This window comes from Fodinicurvata halophila (genome assembly GCF_042651425.1).
GTDB classification, from domain to species: Bacteria; Pseudomonadota; Alphaproteobacteria; order Kiloniellales; family DSM-21159; genus Fodinicurvata; species Fodinicurvata halophila.
Genome location: NZ_JBHSCW010000002.1, coordinates 183,297 through 199,025, shown reverse-complemented (window position 1 = coordinate 199,025; position 15,729 = coordinate 183,297). Strand labels below are relative to the sequence as shown.

Annotated in this window: 13 protein-coding genes and 1 tRNA gene; 7 read left to right on the top strand and 7 right to left on the bottom strand. The window is 62.6% G+C overall.

The window, feature by feature from the left end:
- The 5 genes from ACFOW6_RS04760 to ACFOW6_RS04740 all read left to right on the top strand — a co-directional run.
- On the top strand, positions 1-1,954 hold a 1,954-nt coding region (locus ACFOW6_RS04760), incomplete at its 5' end, for a right-handed parallel beta-helix repeat-containing protein (RefSeq protein WP_382421191.1).
- Positions 1,955-2,186: 232 nt separating this feature from the next.
- On the top strand, positions 2,187-3,104 hold the full coding sequence (locus ACFOW6_RS04755) for a DMT family transporter (protein WP_382421190.1): 918 nt from the start codon (positions 2,187-2,189) through the stop codon (positions 3,102-3,104).
- A gap of 140 nt (positions 3,105-3,244) precedes the next feature.
- Positions 3,245-3,940: a glutathione binding-like protein gene (locus tag ACFOW6_RS04750; RefSeq protein WP_382421189.1), complete on the top strand. Its 696-nt coding sequence runs from the start codon at positions 3,245-3,247 to the stop codon at positions 3,938-3,940.
- A gap of 35 nt (positions 3,941-3,975) precedes the next feature.
- Positions 3,976-5,136 (top strand): trans-sulfuration enzyme family protein, encoded by a 1,161-nt coding sequence (locus tag ACFOW6_RS04745; RefSeq protein WP_382421188.1) that lies wholly within the window; start codon positions 3,976-3,978, stop codon positions 5,134-5,136.
- Positions 5,137-5,275: 139 nt separating this feature from the next.
- A tRNA-Ser gene (locus ACFOW6_RS04740) sits at positions 5,276-5,368 on the top strand.
- Between the two features lie 63 nt (positions 5,369-5,431).
- Here the strand turns inward: ACFOW6_RS04740 and ACFOW6_RS04735 are convergent.
- On the bottom strand, positions 5,432-6,241 hold the full coding sequence (locus tag ACFOW6_RS04735; RefSeq protein WP_382421187.1) for a hypothetical protein: 810 nt from the start codon (positions 6,239-6,241) through the stop codon (positions 5,432-5,434).
- Positions 6,242-6,465: 224 nt separating this feature from the next.
- Between ACFOW6_RS04735 and pepN the strand changes: the two genes are divergently transcribed.
- Both pepN and ACFOW6_RS04725 read left to right on the top strand, forming a co-directional pair.
- Complete coding sequence (gene pepN, locus ACFOW6_RS04730; protein ID WP_382421186.1) at positions 6,466-9,156, top strand: aminopeptidase N; 2,691 nt, start codon at positions 6,466-6,468, stop codon at positions 9,154-9,156.
- 239 nt (positions 9,157-9,395) lie between these two features.
- Positions 9,396-10,100, top strand: coding sequence for a cysteine hydrolase family protein (locus ACFOW6_RS04725; RefSeq protein WP_382421185.1), 705 nt, complete (start codon positions 9,396-9,398; stop codon positions 10,098-10,100).
- Between the two features lie 27 nt (positions 10,101-10,127).
- Here the strand turns inward: ACFOW6_RS04725 and ACFOW6_RS04720 are convergent, their stop codons facing one another.
- The 6 genes from ACFOW6_RS04720 to ACFOW6_RS04695 all read right to left on the bottom strand — a co-directional run bounded on the left by ACFOW6_RS04720 (position 10,128) and on the right by ACFOW6_RS04695 (position 15,691).
- Positions 10,128-11,657, bottom strand: coding sequence for a class I adenylate-forming enzyme family protein (locus ACFOW6_RS04720; protein WP_382421184.1), 1,530 nt, complete (start codon positions 11,655-11,657; stop codon positions 10,128-10,130).
- A 37-nt stretch (positions 11,658-11,694) separates the two neighbouring features.
- On the bottom strand, positions 11,695-12,501 hold the full coding sequence (locus ACFOW6_RS04715) for a mechanosensitive ion channel family protein (protein ID WP_382421183.1): 807 nt from the start codon (positions 12,499-12,501) through the stop codon (positions 11,695-11,697).
- 177 nt (positions 12,502-12,678) lie between these two features.
- Entirely contained in the window at positions 12,679-13,272 is a 594-nt protein-coding gene (locus tag ACFOW6_RS04710; RefSeq protein WP_382421182.1) for an RES family NAD+ phosphorylase, read from the bottom strand.
- The gene (locus ACFOW6_RS04705; RefSeq protein ID WP_382421181.1) at positions 13,272-13,838 is read right to left on the bottom strand and encodes a helix-turn-helix domain-containing protein; all 567 of its coding nucleotides are present in this window, start codon (positions 13,836-13,838) and stop codon (positions 13,272-13,274) included. The genes ACFOW6_RS04710 and ACFOW6_RS04705 overlap by 1 nt, the downstream gene beginning before the upstream one ends.
- A 108-nt stretch (positions 13,839-13,946) precedes the next feature.
- Complete coding sequence (locus tag ACFOW6_RS04700; RefSeq protein WP_382421180.1) at positions 13,947-14,801, bottom strand: carbohydrate ABC transporter permease; 855 nt, start codon at positions 14,799-14,801, stop codon at positions 13,947-13,949.
- Positions 14,798-15,691: a carbohydrate ABC transporter permease gene (locus ACFOW6_RS04695; protein WP_382421179.1), complete on the bottom strand. Its 894-nt coding sequence runs from the start codon at positions 15,689-15,691 to the stop codon at positions 14,798-14,800. The genes ACFOW6_RS04700 and ACFOW6_RS04695 overlap by 4 nt, the downstream gene beginning before the upstream one ends.
- Between the last annotated feature and the right edge of the window lie 38 nt (positions 15,692-15,729).

Genomic DNA, 15,729 nt, shown 5'->3' with positions numbered 1-15,729 from the left:
CGTGGACATCGTCACCGAGGCCGGTCCCTCGCAGCGGCCGGAAACGACGGAGGATGTTGAAAACGTCGCCACCGGCGTGACCATCGGCGAGGTGGTCGAGGTGGCCGGCGGCGGCGGCAACCTGGCGGACGCCCTGGCCGCGGCCGAGGAGAACGGTTTGGTCGTTGCCAAGGGCGGCGACGGCGACCTGGACGGCGGCGTCGAACTGGAGGACGGCCAGACGCTGATCGGCGGCGGCCACGAGCTCCTCGTGCGCGGCGTCGACTCCGGGACCACCATGACCTACAGCGCGCCGGGCCGCCGCGGGACAGTGAGTTTTGGCGGCGACAACGCGGTGGTGACGCTGGCCGACAATACTTATGTCGGCGGGATGGATGTTCGTGGGGGTGGCGTATCGCCCCCTCCGGGTAACTTTGGTCTTGAAGGGATGCCTGATACGCGCGGCGTCACACTTGCTGGCAACGATATTTCCGAGACAGGCGCGTATGGCATTGGATTTGATGCGGGCTCCTCGGAAATCAGTCTGATGGGAAATACGATTTCCAACACAGGTTATGCAGGCATTGCATTCAACCATGATGTCACGGACGTCACTCTGACCGGCAATACGATCTCGGATCCGCATGAAGAGGGCATTCGCTTTTTTGGAGGGGCTTCGGACGTGACCATTCGCGGCAACAGCCTGACGAACACCGGCAATGAAGGCATCTATGCAGAGGGTGGCAACAGGAACTTCGAGGTTTCCGGTAACCACATCACGGATACGCACGACGACGGCATCGAATTCGAGGACGACAACAGTGATATCCGGATCACTGGCAACAGCATTGCCGGAACCGGCAATGAAGGCATTCAGTTTAACGATGCCAACAGCGAGGTGGAGATTGCCGACAACGACCTTGAGGACATCGGTGGTGAAGGAATCTATGCGAATGAAAACAATCGCGATTTCCTCATCTCGGGCAACAGCATACTCGAAACCAACGACGACGGGATCGAGTTCGGAGATGAAAACGAGCACATCGCCATTCTCGACAACGAAATCGCCCTTGCGGGTGACGAAGGTGTCGAGTTCGATGATGCCAACCAGGGGGTCATGATCAGCGACAATATCTTCGAAGGCATCGGTGGCGTTGGCATCGATGTCGACGATGACAACAGTACCTTCCAGATTACGGAGAACATTGTCTTTGCAACAGAGGAGGACGGTGTACGATTCGGAGATGACGCCCGGGATGTTTGGGTGGGTGACAACTTCGTAACCGCAACAAGCGAAGACGGCGTTTCCTTTGGGGAGACTGCCGGGATCAATGATTCAAATGTATTGGTGAGCGACAACGTGATCATTGTTACAGGCGGTGACGGCGTGTTCTTCGGGGAAGGTGCCGGAGCCGTTGATGGCCGCGTGACGTTGAGTAACAACACGGTCATGAATACAGAAGGGCACGGTGTTTCCTTCGAGAATTATGCGGGCGAAAGTGGCCGCGTCGAACTGAAGGAAAATGAGATCGCCAACATAGGTGGCCATGGCATTGCCTTCGGGGCTGGTGCCGGCGCCTATGACGGCCGCATCGCGTTGAGCGGCAACGTGATCGCTGACACGGGGAATAGGCCTTTGTCTGGAGGCCATGGCATTTATTTCTGGACTCCTGGTGGTGCTGACGGCCGGGTGACGTTGAGCGACAACGAGATTTCAGGGACAAGCGCTGACGGCGTCTTCTTCGAGGGGAGTGCTCTGGGTATCGAGATAAACGACAACCGGTTCAAGGGCGAGATTGGAAACAACCTCTTCACTCTTAGTGGCGGCACCTTCTCTGGAGAGGGCAACCTTGATGAAACAGAAAGTCTGGGTGGTGAGGTTTGCGATGACAGCAGTGGCGGTTACACTGGCTCCAAAGGCTTCGAGATCGGTACTGGTACACCTGTCGTCGAGGTCTGTGGCGCCGGCGATTGAGATCTGCCCTGTCTTCCCGCTGCTTCGAGGGCTGGGTGTTTAGGGACGTGGCTTCCGGCAGTTCGCGGAACACAGATAGCTTGGAACGTGTCGGCTAGCGGCGGTGCCGTTTCCCGCTCCAGCACTGGCGCATAGGTGCCCTGTTCCTAGAGGGCTACCTGACCGCCCATCGCTCTGTTAGGGCTTGTCTCTCGCTTGCGGGGACCTGAACACACGCCAGAACAAGAGCTTCATGTCATCTTCCTCCCTCTTCGTACGGGTTGTGCCCGGGCTGTTCGTCGTGCTCTGGGCCACCGGCTTCATCGGGGCCAAGCTGGGCCTGCCCTACGCCGAATCGCAGACTTTCCTGGCCTTGCGCTTTGCGCTGGTCACGCTGCTGGTGGTGCCGCTGGCCGTCGTCCTGAAGGCGCAGTGGCCGCGCGACCTGCGCCTGATGGGCCATGCCGCCGTGGTCGGGATCATGGTGCATTCCCTCTATCTCGGCGCCGTCTTCGCCTCCATCGAGCAGGGACTGCCGGCCGGCCTGTCGGCCCTGATCGTCTGCCTGCAGCCAATCCTGACGGCCACGGTGGTGGGACCACTGCTGGGCGAGACGGTGCGTCCGCGCCAGGTGGTGGGCCTGGTCCTCGGCCTGCTGGGCGTGGTCATGGTGCTCTCGGACCGCATGGACCTGGCCGTCGGCGCCGAGCTGTTCGAGGGCTTCGGCATTCCGGCGGTGCTGCTCAGCGTGCTGGCCCTGTTGGCGATCACCAGCGGCGTCGTCTACCAGAAGCGCTTCTGCACCGACCTGGATCTCTGGTCCGGCGCGGCCATCCAGTACTCCGCAGCCACCCTGGCCACCGGCGTCGTGGCCCTGGCCTTCGAGGACAATCACATCACCTGGAGCGGCGAATTCCTCTTCGCCCTGGGCTGGCTGGTCTTCGTGCTCTCCCTGGGAGCCGTCAGCCTGCTGATGCTGCTGATCCGGCTGGGCGAGGCGGGCCGTACGGCCAGCCTGTTCTATCTCGTGCCGCCGGTCACCGGGACCATCGCCTGGCTGCTGTTCGACGAGCGTTTGGGGCCGCTGGCCCTGGTCGGCATGGCGGTGGCGGCCGTGGGCGTGGCCCTTGTGGTGGTGCGCCCGCGCGGTCCGCAGCGGGGCCATTCTTGAGCCCAGGGAAACACAGCCATGACTGCGGCGGACTTGTCGCATCCAGCGGGGGACGCCACGTCTTGGGGGACCTCGCTGGTGCGGTCGCCACTCACTAGACTGTGCCGGACTCCCGGAAAAGGAAAGGAAAAGAGCAGGTTATGACGATTGAACTCTACAGCTGGGCGACGCCCAACGGCCACAAGGTGCACATCCTGCTGGAAGAGCTGGGCCTGGACTACAACGTCCACGCCGTGAACATCGGCGCCGGCGACCAGTTCGACCCCGGCTTCCTGAAGATCAGCCCGAACAACAAGATCCCGGCCATCCTGGACCCTGACGGCCCGGACGGACAGCCCCTGCCGCTGTTCGAATCGGGCGCCATCCTCGTCTATCTGGCGGAAAAGCACGGCAGGTTCCTGCCGGCCGAGGGCAAGGTGCGCTATGACGTCATGCAGTGGCTGATGTGGCAGATGGGCGGCCTGGGTCCCATGCTGGGCCAGGCGCACCACTTCCTGAGGTACGCGCCCGAGGAGGTGCCCTATGGCAAGAAGCGCTACAGCAACGAGGCCAATCGCCTGTACAACGTGATGGACAAGCGCCTGGGCGAGAGCCGCTACCTGGCCGGCGACGAATACACCATCGCCGACATCGCCGCCTGGCCCTGGACGCGCAATCCGGACGGGCAGAACGTGGACCGCGAGGAATACCCGAACTTCGCGCGCTGGCACGACGAGATCGCCGAGCGGCCGGCCGTGCAGCGCGGCGTCCAGGTGCTGGCCAGCGAGCGCCCGGCGGCGTTCGACGAGAAGGCCAAGGAGCTGCTGTTCGGCGACACGCAGTTCCAGCGCCGCTGAGCAGCTTGTCACCGGGGGAAGGAGGCCGGATCGGAATGCAGGAGCGCAAGAACAGGGGGCCGAGCCCCGAGAGCCTGGCCGCCCAGGGCGGCTATGAGGGCGACGGCGAGACCGGGGCCGTGGTGCCGCCGGTCCATGCCGCCACCACCTTCCGGCGGGCCGAGGACTACGGCCCGCCGCCCCAGGGCGACTACCTGCGCAACGCCAGCCCCACGGGGAGTCATGTGGAGGAGCTGCTGGCGCGCCTGGAGGGAGCGGAGGCCGGCCTGGTCTTCGCCTCGGGCATGGCGGCGGCCACCGCCGTGGTCATGTCGCTTCGCCCCGGCGATCACCTGCTGATGCAGGATCCGCTCTATTGGGGGTTCCGCGGTTGGGCGGTGGATTTCTGCCGCGACTGGGGCATCGAGCTGGAGACCGTCGACGCCACCGATCCCGAGGACGTGGCGGGGAAGATCCGTCCGGGGCGCACGAAGCTGGTCTGGATCGAGACGCCCGGCAATCCGGTGATGCAGGTGGTGGACATCGCCGCCCTGGCGGGCCTCGCGCACCAGGCCGGCGCCCGTCTGGCGGTGGACAGCACCATGGCGACCCCGGTGCTGCAGCGCCCGCTGGAGCTGGGCGCCGACATCGTCATGCACTCCGCCACCAAGTACCTGAACGGCCACAGCGACGTGCTGGCCGGCGCCCTGCTGACCCGGCAGCAGGATGAGGTCTGGCAGCGCATCGAGCGCCACCGCAGCCAGGCGGGCGCCACCCTGGGACCCTTCGAGGCCTGGCTACTGCACCGTGGCTTGCGCACGCTCTTCGTGCGGGTGCGTCAGGCCAGCGCCACGGCGGCCTGGCTGGCCGACCGGCTGGCCGAGCATCCGGGTGTCGAGGCCGTGCTCTACCCCGGCCGGCCCGAGCATCCGCAGCACAAGCTGGCACGCCGCCAGATGCCCGAGGGTTTCGGGGCGATGATGAGCCTGCTGGTGAACGGCAGCGAACAACAGGCGGTGGAGGTGGTGCGCAACTGCCGCCTGTTCGTGCCGGCGACCTCGCTGGGCAGCACCGAGAGCCTGATCGAGCACCGCCCGACCATCGAGGGCACGGACAGCCCGATTCCGCGCAACCTGATCCGCCTGTCCATCGGCCTGGAGGACCGCCAGGACCTGCTGGACGACCTGGACCAGGCGCTGCGCCAGGCAGTCGGGTAGAAAGGGCGCTGCGCGCCGGGGGCTTGACGGACATGGGGCCGGGACCAAATCTCCTGGCTGCGGTCATTGACAAGCGGGGGAGCGACTGACTAGAAAGCACATCCCGCAGACAGAGCGACGCCCCCGACCTGGGGCCTGCGGAGGGGTGGCCGAGCGGCTGAAGGCGACGGTTTGCTAAACCGTTATAGGGTTTATAGCCCTATCGGGGGTTCGAATCCCCCTCCCTCCGCCATTTTTTCAATATAAATGAAATTTTTTAAGTAATAATAAAATTTCACCATAAAAAATTATTACTTTAAGATAGAATCATACTCTGAGCTTCAGCAAGGCGCTCTCTGGCTTTTGATAATTCTTCTTGGGTAATCCTTAGTTTTTCTCTTGCCCGTAAATTTTTTGGTTTCGAAGCCGCGATATCCTTCTCAATTCGTTCGATTATAGAGTTGGCAATGTTGAATTCTTTGAATATTTGGTCGGGGGATTTCGAAGGATCTGAAGCCCAGTTAGCAAGTCTATCAAAAATACCATATGGAGAGATATAGCTCTCGGTTGTTCCACGGACTGTCATTCGCGTAAACATCTCATGAGTGCAATCGTCGCCGTGTGATTTGAGATAAGCAACGACGTCAGGATCTATTTCTATGAAGGGTGTCCCAAGTACTTCCCCACGCCATTCGATCGAGGCAGCTTGTTTTTCACCTTCGACTGCTGCTTGGTATCCTGGCCCGAAAAACATCATCCCATCGTGAACTATCTTGCCACGAGTTAGATATCCCTGACATAATACACTCTCACGAAGAAGCAGGCGCTCCGCTACTTTTTGACAGTAGTGAATTATATTGATCACTCCAGCTGCTGATATTTCGGCTGAAATAACTACACAGTCTGAAATTTGAGAAATCCTCATTGCGAGATCGGAGCTGTAACTTTCAGAACAAGGGCAAATTTCTGCTCCGTCATTTTGATAAAAAGCAATATCACTTTCTGGTGCTAACCTTTTGATCATCCGAGCGATAGATTCAGCATCCTCGATGATAACAGATTTTTCCACGATCTGTTTGAATCCTAGGATATCGATGAACGCGACAAATTTATCTGTATATTTCATTTGCACCCCATTGTTCTTGATAAGTATTTAATTTCTGTATTATGGCATATGAATAATTCTGGAAGAACTTAAAATACGATATTGTGACCCAACTCAGCTTGACGGGTGCTGCTGGAGTTGCCACTTAGAAAACTGACAGTTTTCTTTCTGATCCTATCCAAACGTAACAGACGCTTCTGGACCGGCCTTTGCTGTGCCGGCACCGTCATTGCCGAGAGAGTCCCATGCCCGATACAGCCACCGCCGCGCCCGCCCAGACACCGACCGTCATTCGTCGCGAAGACTACACAGCACCCGACTATGCCATCGACAGCCTGGCGCTGGCGTTCGACCTGGAGCCGGGAGCCACTCGCGTGAAATCCCGGCTGGCCGTGGCGCCGGCGCATGAGCAGGGCTCGGCCGCCGACGTGCGGCCGCTGAAGCTGGATGGCGAGGCGTTGAAGTTGGTCTCCATCGCGCTGGACGGACAACCGCTGGCCGAGGGCCGGGACTACCGGGTGGACGACAGCGGCCTGACGGTGACGGCACCGCCGCAGGGATCCTTCACGCTGGAGATCGAGACCGAGATCGATCCCAAGGGCAACAGCGAGCTGTCGGGGCTGTATCTCTCCAACGGCATCTTCTGCACCCAGTGCGAGGCCGAGGGCTTCCGGCGCATCACCTATTTCCCCGACCGGCCGGACGTGCTGACCCGCTATCACGTCACCATCCGCGGGCCGAAGGACAGTTGTCCCGTGCTGCTGTCCAACGGCAACCTGGCCGAGACCGGCGAGCTGTCGGACGGGCGGCACTATGCCGTCTGGGACGATCCCTTCCCCAAGCCCAGCTATCTCTTCGCCCTGGTGGCCGGCGACCTGGCCTGTCACGAGGAGGGTTTCACCACCCACTCGGGGCGCGAGGTGGCGCTGCGCATCTATGTGGAGCATGGCAAGGAAAGCCGCACCGGCTGGGCCATGGACTCCCTGAAGCGCGCCATGCGCTGGGACGAGACGCGCTTCGGCCTGGAATACGACCTGGACCTGTTCAACATCGTGGCGGTCAGCGACTTCAACATGGGCGCCATGGAGAACAAGTCGCTGAACGTCTTCAACGACAAGTACATTCTGGCCGATCCGGACACGGCTACCGATGGCGACTATGCCGGCATCGAGTCCGTGGTGGCGCACGAGTACTTCCACAACTGGACTGGCAACCGCGTGACCTGCCGCGACTGGTTCCAGCTGAGCCTGAAGGAGGGCCTGACGGTCTTCCGCGACCAGGAGTTCTCCTCGGACGTGCGCTCGCGCCCGGTGGAGCGCATCCAGACGGTGCGCGCCCTGCGTGCCCGGCAGTTCCCAGAGGACGCCGGCCCACTGGCGCATCCCGTGCGGCCGGATTCCTACATTGAGATCAATAACTTCTATACACCCACGGTCTACGAGAAAGGCGCCGAGGTCATCCGCATGCTGCACAGCCTGCTGGGCGAGGACGGCTTCCAGAAGGGCATGCGGCTCTATATCGAGCGCCACGACGGCCAGGCTGCCACCTGCGACGATTTTGTCGCCGCCATGGCCGACGCCAACGACGTGGACCTGGAGCAGTTCAAGCGCTGGTATTCGCAAGCCGGTACGCCCGAGGTCGAGGTGACGGGCGCCTATGACGGCGACAGCGGCACCTACGAGATGACGGTGCGGCAAACCTGCCCGCCCACGCCCGGCCAGCCGGAGAAGCAGCCCCTGCAGATCCCCTTTGCGGTGGGCCTGCTGGATGCCCAGGGCCAGGACATCCCGCTGGCTCTGGAGGGCGAGGACAGCGGCGCCACCAGCGCGACGAAGGTACTGGAGCTGCGCGAGTCCGAGCAGCGCTTCCGCTTTCCCGGTGTGCCGGAGCCGCGCGCCCTGTCGTACAATCGCGGCTTCTCGGCACCGGTCAACCTTAAGAGCGAGCAGTCGGCCGAGGAGCTGGCCTTCCTGATGGCGCAGGACTCCGATCCCTTCGCGCGGTGGGAGGCGGGTCAGCGCTATGCCCTGCGCCTGCTGCTGCAGGCCGTGGAGACATTGCAGGCCGGCGGCGTGCCCGAGTTTGACACCGCCTTCATCGACGCCTTCCGCGAGATCCTGCGCGATCCGCAGCTGGACAAGGCCTTCGCCGCCGAGGCACTGACCCTGCCGGGCGAGAGCTACATCGGCGAGCAGATGCAGCCGCTGGACGTGGACGCCATCCATCGGGCGCGCGAAGCCCTGCGCCGGCGCCTGGCCGAGACCCTGACGGACGATCTGCAGGAGGTCTATACCGTCAATACGGTGACCGAGGCCTACAGTCCCGAGGGCGAACAGGCGGCCCAGCGCGCCCTGCGCAACACGGCGCTGTCCTATCTCTCGGCCCTGGCCCCGGAGGAGGGCGCGGCCCTCGAACGGCTGGTGGACCACTATCACGCGGCCGACAACATGACCGACCGCATGGCCCCCCTGCGTTTGCTGGCGGACATCGGCGGCGAGGCCGCGGAGGCCACACTGCAGGATTTCCACGACCGCTATCGCGACAACGACCTGGTCATGGACAAGTGGCTGGCGCTGCAGGCCGTCTCGGCCCGGCCGGACACGCTGGAGCGGGTCAAGGCGCTGGAAGAGCATCCGGTCTTCTCGCTCAGCCGGCCCAACAAGGTGCGGGCGCTGATCGGTACTTTCGTCCAGGCCAATCCGTTGCGCTACCACGCCGCCGATGGCTCGGGCTATCGCTTCCACGCCGACCGCGTGCTGACACTGGACGGGATCAATTCCCAGATCGCGGCGCGCCTGCTGACGCCGCTTGGTCGCTGGGCACGCATGGGCGAGGAACGCCAGCGCCTGATGAAGGCCGAGCTGGAGCGCATCCTGTCCGCTCCGGACCTGTCCCGCGACGTCTACGAGATCGCGTCCAAGTCGCTGGAAGGGTGAAGCCAGATTGAAGCCCGGCGATACCGGGGAATGCAAAGTGCAGAAAGAGCCGCCTGCCGTATAATAAGGATTGCCAGTCCGTTCACGGCATGGTCATCTGACCGCAATATACGGCATCTCTTCGGCGTCGGCGGCACAGCTCGCCGACGTTCCGTTTGAGTCATGCCTGAAAAAGAGGAACCGGCGAGCGCCATCCGCTCCACCCGGTATCCACACATATCGGATTGGTGAGGCGGTCTATGGATAACTCGGTGATTCCCGATGAGATTCGACAGCGCGTGGAATATCGGCGCGGCTCCCTGGCGACAATGGAGCGGCTGGACCTGACGCGCACGGCGCTGCTGGTCATGGACGTCCAGAACTTCTATTGGATGGAGGACCTGCCGGTGGCCTATGCCCCGGATATGGCAAACATCGTCGACAAGGTGAACGCGATCGCCGCTCTTTGCCGGCAGCTGTCCGTGCCTGTCTTCTGGATTCAGCACATGTTCACCGAGAGCTGGACGAGCTGGTACGAGAAAACGACGAAAGGCGAGGTGGCCCGGGCGCTGATCGAGAACACGACGCCGGGTTCCCGCGGTTTCGAGATTCACGATAGCATGGATGTGCAGCCCGGCGACCAGCGCGTCCTCAAGACCCGCTACAGCGCCATGCTGCACAATTCCTCGGACCTGGACCTGCAGCTGCTGGCACGGCGGATCGACACCCTGATCATCACCGGCGGGCTGACCAACTGCTGCTGCGAGTCCACGGCCCGCGATGCGATGATGATGGACTACAATGTGGTCTTCGTCAGCGACGCCAACGCCTCGCGCAGCGCGGCGCAGCATCAGGCATCGCTGGTCAGCCTGGTCCAGCTCTTCGCCGATGTGCGCGACACTGCCTCGCTGATGGAAATGATGAAGCTCAGTAGCGACAGCAGCGCCTTGGAAGTCGAGGAGTAGTCAACCCCGGTCTCGAGCGCTATGTGTTCAGCGAACCTCCTGCTCCTGGAGCTGCTTGCGCAGCTCCGTCTTCAGGACCTTGCCGTAGTTGTTCTTCGGCAGCTCGTCCACGAAGACGTATTTCTTGGGCTTCTTGAAGCGCGCAATCTCCGCGCTGCAGGCCGCGTCCAGCGCGACGGGTTCGGGCGTAGTGCCCTCGGCAGCGACGACGAAGGCCACCACAATCTCGCCCCACTCCGGATCTGGGGCGCCGACGACGGAGACTTCCTGCACGCCCGGATGGGTCAGCAGGGCCTCCTCCACCTCGCGCGGATAGATGTTGGAACCGCCGGAGATGACCAGGTCCTTGGCGCGGTCGTGCAGGTAGAGATAGCCGTCGGCGTCGAGCTGGCCGAGATCGCCCGTCCAGAGCCATCCGTCGCGCAGGGATTTTGCGTTGGCCTCGGGGTTGCCGAGATAGCCCTGCATGACGGAGGTGCCGCGCACTGTGACCTCTCCGACCTCGCCCGCGGGCAGCGGGCGACCCTCCGCGTCGACGACACGAACCTCCACCACGCTCTGTGCACGCCCCACCGAGGCCAGACGCTTCGTCCACTTCGGATGGCCGCGGTCCGCAATGTCGGCGCGCGAAAGAGCGGTGATGCACATGGGGCTTTCGCCCTGGCCATAGATCTGGACGAACTTCGGCCCGAAGACGTCCAGCGCCTGCTGGATGTCGGCGACGTACATCGGTCCGCCGCCATAGACGATCGTCTTGATACCGTCGCTGCCGGCACCCGTCTGCCTGGCGACCTCCGCCAGCCGCTTGACCACGGTCGGCGCGGCGAACATGGAGATGTTGCCGATGCGCGGCGCGGTCTCGAGGATCTCCGTCGGATCGAAGCCGCCGCTTCTCGGAATTACATGGCGCGCGCCGCGGAGCACGTGGACGAAGTTGTAGAGTCCCGCGCCGTGCGACATGGGCGTGGCGTAGAGTGCGGCATCTTCCGGGCGGACCTCGTCGACATCAACAAGATAGCTGAGCGACATCGCCATGAGATTGGCGCCGCTCAGCATCGCTCCCTTGGGGCGGCCCGTGGTGCCCGAGGTGTAGAAGAGCCACACGATCTGTTCGGGTCCCAGGCTCTCCGGCCAGTCCAGGGGCGGCGTATCGAACATCTCCGTGAATCGGGGACTGCCGGGCTCGATCATGTCGACGTCGTCCCTGATGCTGCCCGTCGCGACCAGCGCCTGCGCATCCTGCAGGAAGACGAGCCGGGCCCCGGCGTCCTCCAGTATCCAGGCCACCTCCTTGGCATGGAGCTTGGCGTTGATCGGCACCGCGGTGGCGCCGGCATACCAGATGCCGTAGAGAACCGGCAGGTACTCGGGGCAGTTCGGCAGGACCACGGCGATCCGGTCGCCGCGGCCGAGACCCAGTTCGCGCAGGTAGGCGCCGATGGACGCGCTCTTGCGGTTGAACCCGGCATAGTCGGCGAGTTTCTCTTCGCCATGGAAGAGCGCGGGGGTCTCAGGCCTGTTTCGGGCGGTGCGCGCCAACCACTCCGCAGGGTTCATCCATCCGCCTCCAGTACCGGGCAGCAGAGAGCCGGGCTCAGGCCTTCTTCTCGACCATGACCCGGTGCGGGAAGGGGATGGAGATGCCGGCCTGGTCGAACTCCTGCTTGACCTGCTTCAGCATGGCCCAGCGCGCCTCCCACAGGTCCTCGGCGTTGGTCCAGCCGCGGAAGGTCAGCTCGACAGCCGATTCTCCCAGTCCTAGAACGCGCACCATGGGTTCCGGCTCGTCCAGGAAGCGGCTGTCCTTCCTGGCGTGGTCGAGGATGATCTCCATCGCCTTGTCGACATCCGAGCCATAGTCGATCTCGAAGGTGATGTCGCAGCGCCGGGTGGGATAGGCCGAATAGTTGGTAATCGCCGAGTTCCACACCTGGCCGTTGGGCACCACGATCTTCACGTTGTCCACGGTGGTCAGCTCGGTCATGAAGAGGTTCAGGTCGGTGGCCGTGCCCAGGTGGCCCGAGAGGTCCACGAAATCCCCGATCTTGAAGGGCCGGAACAGGATCAGCATCACGCCGGCGGCGAAGTTTGCAAGACTGCCCTGCAGGGCCAGGCCAATGGCCAGGGTGGCGGCACCGAGGACGGCGACGAGGCTGGTGGCCTGGAAGCCGAAGACCTGCAGGACCGCGATCACGACCACGACCAGGATCAGGTAATAGACGATTGCGGCCAGGAAGCTGGCCAGCATGGGGTCGATGCGCTTGCTGCGCTTCGGGCTGGTCTTGACCAGGCGTGCCGCCAGCCCGGCGATCAGGAAGCCGATGACCAGGAAGACCAGGGCCTTCACGACATTGAGTGCAAGTGCGGCCCAGGGGCCGTATTCGGCGGCGAGTGCATCCATTGAACTTCTCCCTCCCGGCCCGCAGGGCGATCTTCGCGCGGGCGGTGATTCTCCGGCCGGTCACGAATGTCCCGGCGGCAGGCATGCCCTGTACAAGGGTATTCCAATCCCCTTTTCCATCAAGAGGTTTAAATGAGGCAGTGCAGTTTCCTTTATCGAGTGAACTGGGGAGCAGGTTCAGCCAGTCTTCAGCCGCATGTCAAAACGGGATAGAATTGCGGGCAACTCGGGGTGTTCCGCGAGCCATCCCGTATCCATGACGGATAGCTTGTCCAGGGCGCGGTCGAAGATCGCATAGACATCCTCTCCTGTTAGGCGTGAAGAAAAGAGAATACCGTCAACCTGGCCATGATGCTTGTACAAGGTCCGGCCCAATGCCCGACCGGCCGCATGGTTGCGTGCCTTCACTGCATCCGTGGGGATACCCATTTTCACGCAACCTTCCTGTCGCAGGTCCAGTAAATTCAGCTGCGTTCCGGGAAGGGTACTGATTTGCGCCCAGGCGCGTTGGGTGACTTCCTTGAGTCTGATTTCACGGGGGGCTTGTGCCGTGAAACGGTCCCTCACGATGACCTCCACAAAACCCGTGGCCAAATCGGATGTGCTGTAGAGCAGAGAGAAACCGTCCGCTTGGGCGCAAAAACGAGAGTCTCCTGGCGCCGTGCCGAGTGGCGTTTGCAGGAAGCGTTCAGGAAAGATCCGGTAGGTGGGAGGCAAAGCCGCTTCGCAAAGGACCGCGGCAAGACGGTCAGCAGGATAGGGAGCGGCCATCAGGTGGGGGCGTGGCCGAAGCTTTCGGCTGCGGCAATGACTTCGTCAACGGCTCCGGCCTTCAACACGTCGAGTGGACGGGCTGTTGTTTTGGCGAAGGGGTGCTCCTGGTCGAGAAAGGCCCAGGCCAGTTCCGGATCGTCGAACAGCTGCAGGACCTGCGCGAGGCCGGGGACGAGCTTGCCTGGTCCCAGGATCTGTTCTTCCGGGATGCGCAAGCCGCGTTTTGTGGAGCGCCAGCCGAGCAGTACGCCCTTGTCCACCCAGGCATAGACGGTGGTGCGTGAAATTCGGAGACGCTTTGCAGCCTGCGAAGTATTGAGTATTCCCTTTTCCTGGTCACCCGCATCGATAAAGGGTCTCAGGCTTTTCGGCACCTGTCTGGTTTCCGACTGCGGAAGACGGCTTTTGTACTGGACAGCAGCGGCTTCCAGGGCTGCGGTGACGGCCAGGCGCGCTTCCAGTGGGTGTTGTTTCAAAAAGCGGGTGGCGGTGCTGGAAAGTCCCTGCAGTCCTTCCACATGAAACGCACTGCCGCGTTCTTGCTCGCTATGGCTGATCGACATATGTGAAGGGCTCCTGTCTGGATGCTGAACACTGACCACACATAATATGGTCAATTTGTTCAGTTTGTCCAGTCCCGACGCGTGCCCTGAGCAGGAAATTCAACCGCCTCAGCGGATGCCGGCACGCAGGAAGGCCTGCATGAACTGGCGCTGGAACAGCAGGAAGGCGATCAGCAGGGGGGCGATGGACATGATCGTGGCGGCCGAGATCACCACGATGCTGACGCCGCTTTCGGGGGCCGCGAAGAGCGACAGGCCGACGGTCAGCGGGCGGGTCTGTTCGGTGTTGGTCACCACCAGCGGCCAGAGGAAGTTGTTCCAGTGGGTGGCGATGGAGACCATGGCATAGGCGAGATAGGTGGGCCGGGCGGCCGGCATGTAGACGCGCCAGAGGATGCCCATCCAGCCGCAGCCCTCGATGCGGGCGGCTTCCTCCAACTCCTTGGGCACCTGCTTGAAGGCCTGGCGCAACAGGAAGATGCCGAAGGCGCTGGCCATGTAGGGCACGCCGATGCCGAGGATGCTGTCGAACAGGCCCAGGTTGGTGATGATGGTGTAGTTCTCGACGATCAGGACTTCCGGCAGGATGAAGAGCTGCATCAGCACCAGGATGAAGAGCACCTCGCGTCCGCGGAATTCGAAACGCGCAAAGGCATAGCCGGCAAGCGTGCAGAAGAAGAACTGCCCCAGCAGGATCAGGGTCACCAGCGCCATGGTGTTGAAGAAGTAGCGAATCCAGGGCGCGTCGAACCAGGCCTCGATATAGTTCACCAGGGTCAGCGGTGCGGCCAGGTTGAAACTGAGCGCGTCGCTGGCGGTATGGAACGAGGCCCAGGCGGCGAAGACCAGGGGCGAGATCCAGACGATGGCCAGCAGCCAGGCGGCGATGGATTCCAGTCCGCCGTCTTCGGCGAAGAAACCGGACAGTCCGCGGCGGGTCTCGCTTGCGCCGGCCAGGCTCATCGGTAGTGGATCCTTCCTTCAAGCCCGCGGAACTGCAGGATGGCCACCAGGCCGAGTACGGCCAGGACCAGGACGGTCAGCGCCGCCGCCAGGGGCCGGTCGAAATAGGAGAAGGCCGTCTCCCAGATCCAGTAGAGCAGCAGCTTCGAGGCGTTGTTGGGGCCGCCCTTCGTCAGGATGAAGAGGTGGTCGATCAGCTTCACCGAGTTGATCATGGCATTGATCATGACGAAGAGCGTGGTCGGCATCAGCAGGGGCAGCACGATGCGGCGCAGGTAGGTCCAGCGGCTGGCGCCCTCGATGATGGCGGCCTCGCGCAGGTCCGGGGAAATGGTCTGCAGCGCGGCCAGGTAGAAGATCATGTAGAAGCCGGCCTCTTTCCAGATGGTCACCACGATGACCGCCCACAGCGCCGTTTCCGGCTGGCCCAGCCAGTTGACGGGCTCGGCACCGAAAAGCGCGGTGATGCTGTCGATCAGGCCGATGTCCGGGGTATAGAAGAACAGCCAGAGATTGGCGGCGGCGATCATCGGCAGCATGGTGGGCGTGAAATAGGCGATGCGCAGGAACGTGCGGCCCCTGATGTGCGAGTTGGCCCAGAGTGCCATGCCCAGCGCGATCACGATCGACACCGGAATGGTGACGCCGGCGTAGATCAGGTTGTTGGTGGCCACCTGCCAGAAGATCGGGTCCTGGAAGAGGTATTCGTAGTTGTCGAGCCCGATGAACTCCGAGGGATTGCGGCTGGTTTCGCGCGAGAAGAAGCTGCGCCAGAGCGCACTGACCGTCGGCAGGAAGGCGAAGGTGGTCAGCATGATCAGCGCGGGCGCCAACAGCATCCAGCCGTACAGCGCCATGCGGCGGCGTTCGTGACTGTCGCTCGTAGCCATGCAGCTCCCCGTCGCGGAAAAGGAAAAACCGGCGGCTC